The sequence below is a fragment of the Saccharothrix sp. NPDC042600 genome, from assembly GCF_040647305.1.
In the GTDB taxonomy this organism is placed as follows: domain Bacteria; phylum Actinomycetota; class Actinomycetes; order Mycobacteriales; family Pseudonocardiaceae; genus Actinosynnema; species Actinosynnema mutabilis.
The window spans coordinates 1-6403 of sequence record NZ_JBEZBW010000193.1 but is presented as its reverse complement, the minus strand read 5'-3'; the positions used below and the strand labels follow the sequence as shown (position 1 = coordinate 6403).

7 protein-coding genes are annotated in these 6403 nt (G+C 72.5%); 5 read left to right on the top strand and 2 right to left on the bottom strand.

Annotated elements, in window-relative coordinates:
* Positions 1 to 288: 288 nt before the first annotated feature.
* Entirely contained in the window at positions 289 to 729 is a 441-nt protein-coding gene (locus tag AB0A74_RS42315; RefSeq protein ID WP_358258840.1) for a DUF1203 domain-containing protein, read from the bottom strand.
* Between the two features lie 82 nt (positions 730 to 811).
* Positions 812 to 1720, bottom strand: a complete 909-nt coding sequence (locus AB0A74_RS42310) for an SAM-dependent methyltransferase (RefSeq protein ID WP_358258839.1) — start codon at positions 1718 to 1720, stop codon at positions 812 to 814.
* Positions 1721 to 1750: 30 nt separating this feature from the next.
* On the opposite strand from AB0A74_RS42310, the gene AB0A74_RS42305 reads away from it, so the two are divergent.
* The 5 genes from AB0A74_RS42305 (at position 1751) to AB0A74_RS42285 (ending at position 6185) form a co-directional block, all read left to right on the top strand.
* Positions 1751 to 2926 (top strand): PrsW family intramembrane metalloprotease, encoded by a 1176-nt coding sequence (locus tag AB0A74_RS42305; protein ID WP_358258837.1) that lies wholly within the window; start codon positions 1751 to 1753, stop codon positions 2924 to 2926.
* Between the two features lie 88 nt (positions 2927 to 3014).
* Entirely contained in the window at positions 3015 to 3905 is an 891-nt protein-coding gene (locus AB0A74_RS42300; protein WP_358258835.1) for a DUF2520 domain-containing protein, read from the top strand.
* A 6-nt stretch (positions 3906 to 3911) separates the two neighbouring features.
* Complete coding sequence (panC, locus tag AB0A74_RS42295) at positions 3912 to 4802, top strand: pantoate--beta-alanine ligase (RefSeq protein WP_358258833.1); 891 nt, start codon at positions 3912 to 3914, stop codon at positions 4800 to 4802.
* Between the two features lie 11 nt (positions 4803 to 4813).
* Positions 4814 to 5353, top strand: a complete 540-nt coding sequence (panD, locus tag AB0A74_RS42290) for an aspartate 1-decarboxylase (protein ID WP_358258831.1) — start codon at positions 4814 to 4816, stop codon at positions 5351 to 5353.
* A 46-nt stretch (positions 5354 to 5399) separates the two neighbouring features.
* Positions 5400 to 6185 carry a type III pantothenate kinase gene (locus AB0A74_RS42285; RefSeq protein WP_358258829.1) on the top strand — a complete coding sequence of 262 codons (786 nt, stop codon included), beginning with the start codon at positions 5400 to 5402 and terminating at the stop codon, positions 6183 to 6185.
* Positions 6186 to 6403: the final 218 nt, after the last annotated feature.

Sequence of the window (6403 nt, the reverse complement as noted above, 5' to 3'; positions counted from 1 at the left end):
GGAGCACTTCTGGCCCTGGTACTCGAACGCGCCGCGGACCAGCGCGGTGCGCAGCACGTCGACGTCGGCGGACGACCCGCCGGTATGTCGGAGGGCTGGCGGTGCGTGGCGGTGGTGGCGGCGGGTTGCGGCGGGGGCGGGGCGGTGAGGTCGGGGGTTGGGGTTGGCAGTGGCTGGCGGCGGCCTGGCGGTGGCGGATCGGGCGTGTCGCGTGTCGCGTGTCCAGGTTTCGCTGGCATCGCGAGCCTCGCTGGTGGGCCCGGATCTGGGCGGGCTCGTGTGTGGGGGTCAGGTGGTGATGTGGAAGAGGTAGCAGCCGTGGGTGGCGCTGCGGATTTGGACCTCCGCTATGTTGGGATTGTTCAACAGTTCTTCGATCCTCTCGTTCAACTCCTCCGGTTCCGCGATCTCGCCGCCGTGGATGCGCCCGTCGGCCGTGTACGTGCGCAGCAACCTCCGGCTGTGCGCGAACGCCTCCGGGAACACGTCCGCCGACTCCAAGCCCCCGCACGGCAGCATGTGCGCGAACACCGGCCCTACCTCCTCGTACGGCCCCCTCCCCGCACCCGGCGTGTACCGGAACAGCACCAGCGGCTCGCCGACCCCGGCTCTCCGCAGGCAGCACCGCAGCGGCGCACCGGGTGACTCCAGCAGCTCGTGGAACTCGTCCGTCCCCGCCCAACCCCGCGCCCGCGCCAGCACGTCCTCGGGCAACGCGTGAATCCTCATACCGCCGGAGCCTTCCGCCCGCGAACCCCCGCAAGCCGGCGGTAATCCGACCACCAGACCGGGCAGACCGGAACAGAGCCGGTCACGGCCGCCACGGCGGCAAAGGCGGCAGCAAGTCCGTCACCGCCACGCCCACCCCGTGCAGCAACCACCCGAAGGCACCCAACCCCGCCGGATCACGCAACTCCGCCACCCGACCCGACCGGGCCAACGACTCCAGCCACGCCATCCCCGCCCCACCCACCGCACCGCTCAACCCCAACGCCGCCAACGCGTCACGCTGCGAAACCAACACCCACGAACCCCCGGCGGCAGCCGCACAAGCGTCCAAAGCCACGTGCGCGGTCAAATCACAAGACCCGTCGAACACCGGCTCCACCCGCCGCCCACCGCGGTAAGCCGCGAACGTCCCCTCCGCGTACCGCCCCGCCGCCCGGTCCGCCAGCACGTGCCCGTAGTCGATCGCCAACGCCGCCCCGCGCACCCGCGACACCGCGTCCGCCCACGCCGCGTCCCGGGGCGCGCCGATCTCCGCCCGCCACCCCGGCCGCAACGGCCACCACCGCTCCAACCAGGGGTCGGCACACGGCCACGACACCACCGGGCACGGGATCGCGTCCAGCCACTCATGACCCACCAGCAACCCCTGCACGGCACCGGGCAACGACCGTTCCCACGCCACCCCGGGCAGCTCGCGCGCCGGCCCCACGTCCACCGCCGTCACGTGCAGCCGAGCACCGAGCGACCCGGGCGCCGACTCCCGCACCGCCGCCGACAGCTCGCCCCCGCCCGCCCCGACGTCGACGAAATCCACCCGCGCGGGCCGCCCCAGCGCGAAATCCACCCGATCGAGGAGCACCAGCAACGCTTCGGCCAGCTCAGGGCCGATCAACGGGGCCGTCCGGAAGTGGTCGGCGGGCACCGAACCGCGGGTGAAGAAGCCCTCCGGCCCGTACAGCGCCTCGCGCCACGCCCCTTCCCAATCCCGCATCGGTCAAGTGTCCCTTTAAGGTTGCCCACTGTGACCGCCTCCCCTGCCCGCAAGCGCGCGAACCAGCGCCGCTGGACCGTCCTGCTGCCGGTGGTGGGCCTGATCGCCCTGGGCGTGTGCGGCCTGGTGCTGCTCGGCCTGGGCACCAGCAAGATCGGCCTCACCCCGATCCTGGTCGGCGCCGTCGCCGCGCTGCTGCCGGTCGTGGCGGTGCTCGGCGCGTTCCTGTGGGTGGACCGGTGGGAGCCGGAACCGGCGAAGATCCTGCTGCTGGCCTTCGCGTGGGGCGCGTGCGGCGCGACGATCACCTCGCTGGTGTTCAACCAGACCGCGCACGTGCTCGGCGAGCTGCTCAACGGCGGCGACGGGTCCACGTTCGCCGCGGTCATCGGCGCGCCGATCGTCGAGGAGGCCACCAAGGCCGCGTTCGTGATCGCGCTGTTCCTGCGCCGGCGCGAGGAGTTCGACGGCGTGGTGGACGGCATCGTCTACGCGGGCGTCACCGCCGCCGGGTTCGCCTACACCGAGAACATCTACTACTTCGCCCGCGTCTTCGTGGACTCCGGGTTCGGCGACCTGTCCAGCGGCGTGATCGCGCTGTTCATCCTGCGCGGCGTGCTCTCGCCGTTCGCACACCCGCTGTTCACGTCGATGACCGGCATCGGCATCGGCATCGCGGCCATGACGACCAACAAGCGGGTCCGGGTGATCGCGCCGCTCCTCGGGTACCTGGGCGCGGCCGGCCTGCACTCGCTGTGGAACTTCTCCACCACCGTCGGCACCGGCTCCACGTTCATCAACCTGTACTTCCTGATCATGGTGCCGGTGTTCGCCGCCATGGTGTGGCTGGTGATCTGGCAGCGCCGCCGCGAGCAGCGCATCGTCGCCGGGCAGCTGCCCGAGATGGCCGCCAACCGGTGGATCGCCTCCAGCGAGGTCACCCTGCTGGCCAGCCTCCAGGGCCGGCGGCGGTGGCGGCGCGCGGTGCGGCGCAAGGTCGGCGACCAGGCCGCGCGGGCCGTCGCCGGCTACCAGGTGGCCGCGACGGAACTGGCGTTCCTGCGCCACCGGATGGCCTCCGGCACGGCGGAGGCGGGCTCGGACGAACGTCACGCAGCGCTCCTCGAAGCGCTCATCGCCGCACGTCAGGCCGCTGTGGACGCACCGGGCGCGCTCAACGCCGCGGGTGGTGTTCGTCGCAGTTGACGCCCGGTCCGGCGGACGCGGATTACGCTCGCGGCCGTCGTCCGGTACCCGACCACGGGACTGGAACGCCTCGAACGGAGTACGTCGCATGGACGCGACCCCCCGCCCCGCGCGGCTGGCTGTCGGAGTGATCTCCGCGGGCCGGGTGGGCTCGGTGCTGGGCGCCGCCCTGACCCGGGCGGGCCACGTCGTCGGCTCGGTGTCGGCGGTGTCGCGCGCCTCCCTGGCCCGCGCCGAGGAACTGCTCCCCGAAGTCCCCGTCCTGCCCCCGCCCGAGGTCGCCGCCGGCTCCGACCTGGTGCTGCTGGCCGTCCCCGACGACGAGCTGGCCGGGCTGGTCCGCGGCCTGGTCGCCACCGGGTCGCTGCGCGCCGGGCAGATCGTCGTGCACACCAGCGGCGCGCAGGGCGTCGGCGTCCTCGCGCCCGCGGCCGAGGTCGGCGCGCTGTGCGTGGCGCTGCACCCGGTCATGACGTTCACCGGCCGCGCCGAGGACGTCGAGCGGATGACCGCCTGCTCGGTCGGCGTGACCGCCGCGGACGGCGACGACGCCGCGTGGAACGTCGGCGAGGCCCTGGTCGTGGAGATGGCCGCCGAACCCGTGCGCATCCCCGAGGCGGCCCGCCCGCTCTACCACGCGGCCCTCGCCCACGGCGCGAACCACCTGATCACGCTGGTCGCCGACTGCGCGGACGTGCTGCGCTCCGCGGGCATCGCCGACGCCGAGCGGATGCTGGGCCCGCTGCTTTCCGCCGCCCTGGACAACGTCCTGCGCCACGGCGACCGCGCCCTCACCGGACCGGTCGCGCGCGGCGACGCGGGCACCGTCGCCAAGCACCTGGCCGTCCTGGGCGAGCAGGCGCCTGGGACCCTTGCCGCGTACCGAACCCTCGCGCGCCGCACCGCCGACCGCGCACAGGCGGCCGGGCTGCTCAAGCCCGAGGCCGCCACCGACGTCCGCACCACCCTTGAGGACTGAACCCGCATGACCAAGCCGCTCACCAAGGACGACTACTCGCCCAACGACGTCACGGTGCACCGCGACCCCGACCGGCTGCGGCGCGTGGTGCGCGCGCTGCGCGGCGCCGGGCGCAACATCGCGCTGGTGCCGACCATGGGCGCGCTGCACGCGGGTCACCGCAAGCTGATCCGCGAGGCCAAGGTCATGCAGAACACCGTGGTCGTGGTGTCGATCTTCGTGAACCCGACCCAGTTCGGGGCGGGCGAGGACCTCGACCGCTACCCGCGCACGTTCGAGGCCGACCTGGAGATGTGCCGCGAGGAGGGCGTGGGCCTGGTCTTCGCGCCGAACGCCGAGGACATGTACCTGCCCGGCTCGACGGTCACCGTGTCGCCTGGGCCCCTGGGCGAGGAGCTCGAAGGCGCGGTCCGGCCCGGTCACTTCGCGGGCGTGCTGACCGTGGTGTCCAAGCTGTTCAACATCGTCGAGCCCACCTACGCGGTGTTCGGCGAGAAGGACTACCAGCAGTTGACGTTGATCCACCGCATGGCGCGCGACCTGAACTTCCCGGTCGCGGTGGTGGGCGTGCCGACCGTGCGCGAGGCCGACGGGCTGGCCCTGTCCTCCCGCAACCGGTACCTGTCGGAGGAGGAGCGGCTCGCCGCGACCACGCTGTCGGCCGCGCTGACGGCCGGCGCGCACGTCAGCGGGCAGGGCGCGGACGCCGTGCTGAAGGCCGCCTCCGACGTGCTGGCCGCCGAACCCGGCGTGTCGGTGGACTACCTGGAGCTGCGGGCGCCGGACCTCGGCCCGGCCCCCGAGAACGGCGACGCCCGGCTGCTCGTCGCCGCCCGCGTGGGCACGACCCGCCTGATCGACAACGCCCCCGTGCTGCTCGGCACCGGCGACGAGTGAGAGGGACCGCGATGCTGCGCACGATGCTCAAGTCGAAGATCCACCGCGCCACGGTCACCCAGGCCGACCTGCACTACGTGGGCTCGGTGACGGTCGACCTCGACCTCATGGAGGCCGCCGACCTGCTGCCCGGCGAGATGGTCGCGATCGTGGACGTCACCAACGGCGCGCGCCTGGAGACCTACGTCATCCCCGGCGAGCGCGGCACCGGCGTCATCGGCATCAACGGCGCCGCCGCGCACCTGGTCAAGCCGGGTGACCTGGTCATCCTGATCGCGTACGGGCAGATGGACGACGCCGAGGCGCGCGCGTACCAGCCCAAGGTCGTGTTCGTGGACGCGGACAACAAGGTCGTGGACCTGGGCGCGGACCCGGCGCATGCTCCCGAAGGGTCCGGGCTGGTGTCCGGGGCGGTCCTGGCGGGGGCTGTTGTGGGGGGTGCGAGTGCGGGTGCCGGTGTGGGTGTGGGCGTGGCGGGTGCGGGAGTGGAGTCGGTGTCGGAGACCGAGGACGCGACCGCGTTGGACGCGTTGATCCAAGCCGAGAACTGATCCAAGCCGAAAACTGATTCGAGGCCGAGAACTAGGAGCTACGGGCGTGCTGCTCGCCATCGACGTCGGCAACACCAACATCGTCCTCGGTCTCTACGACGGCACCGGCGACAAAGCCGCGCTGGTGCGCGACTGGCGGATGCGCACCGACGCGCGCATGACCGCCGACGAGCTGGCCCTGACCATGCGCGGCCTGCTCGGCGAGTACGCGGACAAGATCACCGGCATCTCGGCGCTGTCCACGGTGCCGGCGGTGCTTCGCGAGCTGCGCGTGATGCTCGGCCGGTACTACTCGGCGGTGCCGAAGGTGCTGGTCGAGCCGGGCGTGCGGACCGGCGTGCCGCTGCTGGTGGACAACCCGAAGGAGGTGGGCTCGGACCGGGTGATCAACACCCTGGCGGCCCACCACCTGCACAGCACGGCGTGCGTGGTCGTGGACTTCGGCACGTCCACCAACCTGGACGTCATCTCCGCCAAGGGCGAGTTCCTCGGCGGCGCGCTGGCGCCGGGCATCGAGATCTCGGTGGACGCGCTGGCGGCTCGGGCGGCGCAGCTGCGCAAGGTCGAGCTGGTGCGGCCCCGGTCGGTGATCGGGAAGAACACGGTCGAGTGCCTGCAGTCGGGCATCGTGTACGGGTTCGTCGGGCAGGTGGACGGGCTGGTGCGGCGGATCGTGGACGAGCTGCAGGCCAGCGAGCCGGGGCCGGTGGCGGTGATCGCGACCGGCGGGCTGGCGCCGCTCGTGGTGACCGAGTCGGCGACGATCCAGAGCCACGTGCCCGACCTGACGCTGTTGGGGCTGCGGCTCGTGTTCGAGCGCAATATGCGCTGAGGCGCTTCAAGAGCGAGAAGCGAGAAGTGAGAAGCGAGAGCGAAGAGCGAGGAGCGAAGGCGTAGAGCGAAGAGCGAAGGCGAGAGCGAAGAGCGAAGGCGAGAGCGAAGGGCAAGAGCGAAGAGCGGCGCTCGCCGCGCGGCAGGCCCCCGGGGGTGGAAGGGCGTCGGTTCGTCCCCCGCACGGCCTGCCGGAGGCAACCACAGATCGCCGGGGTC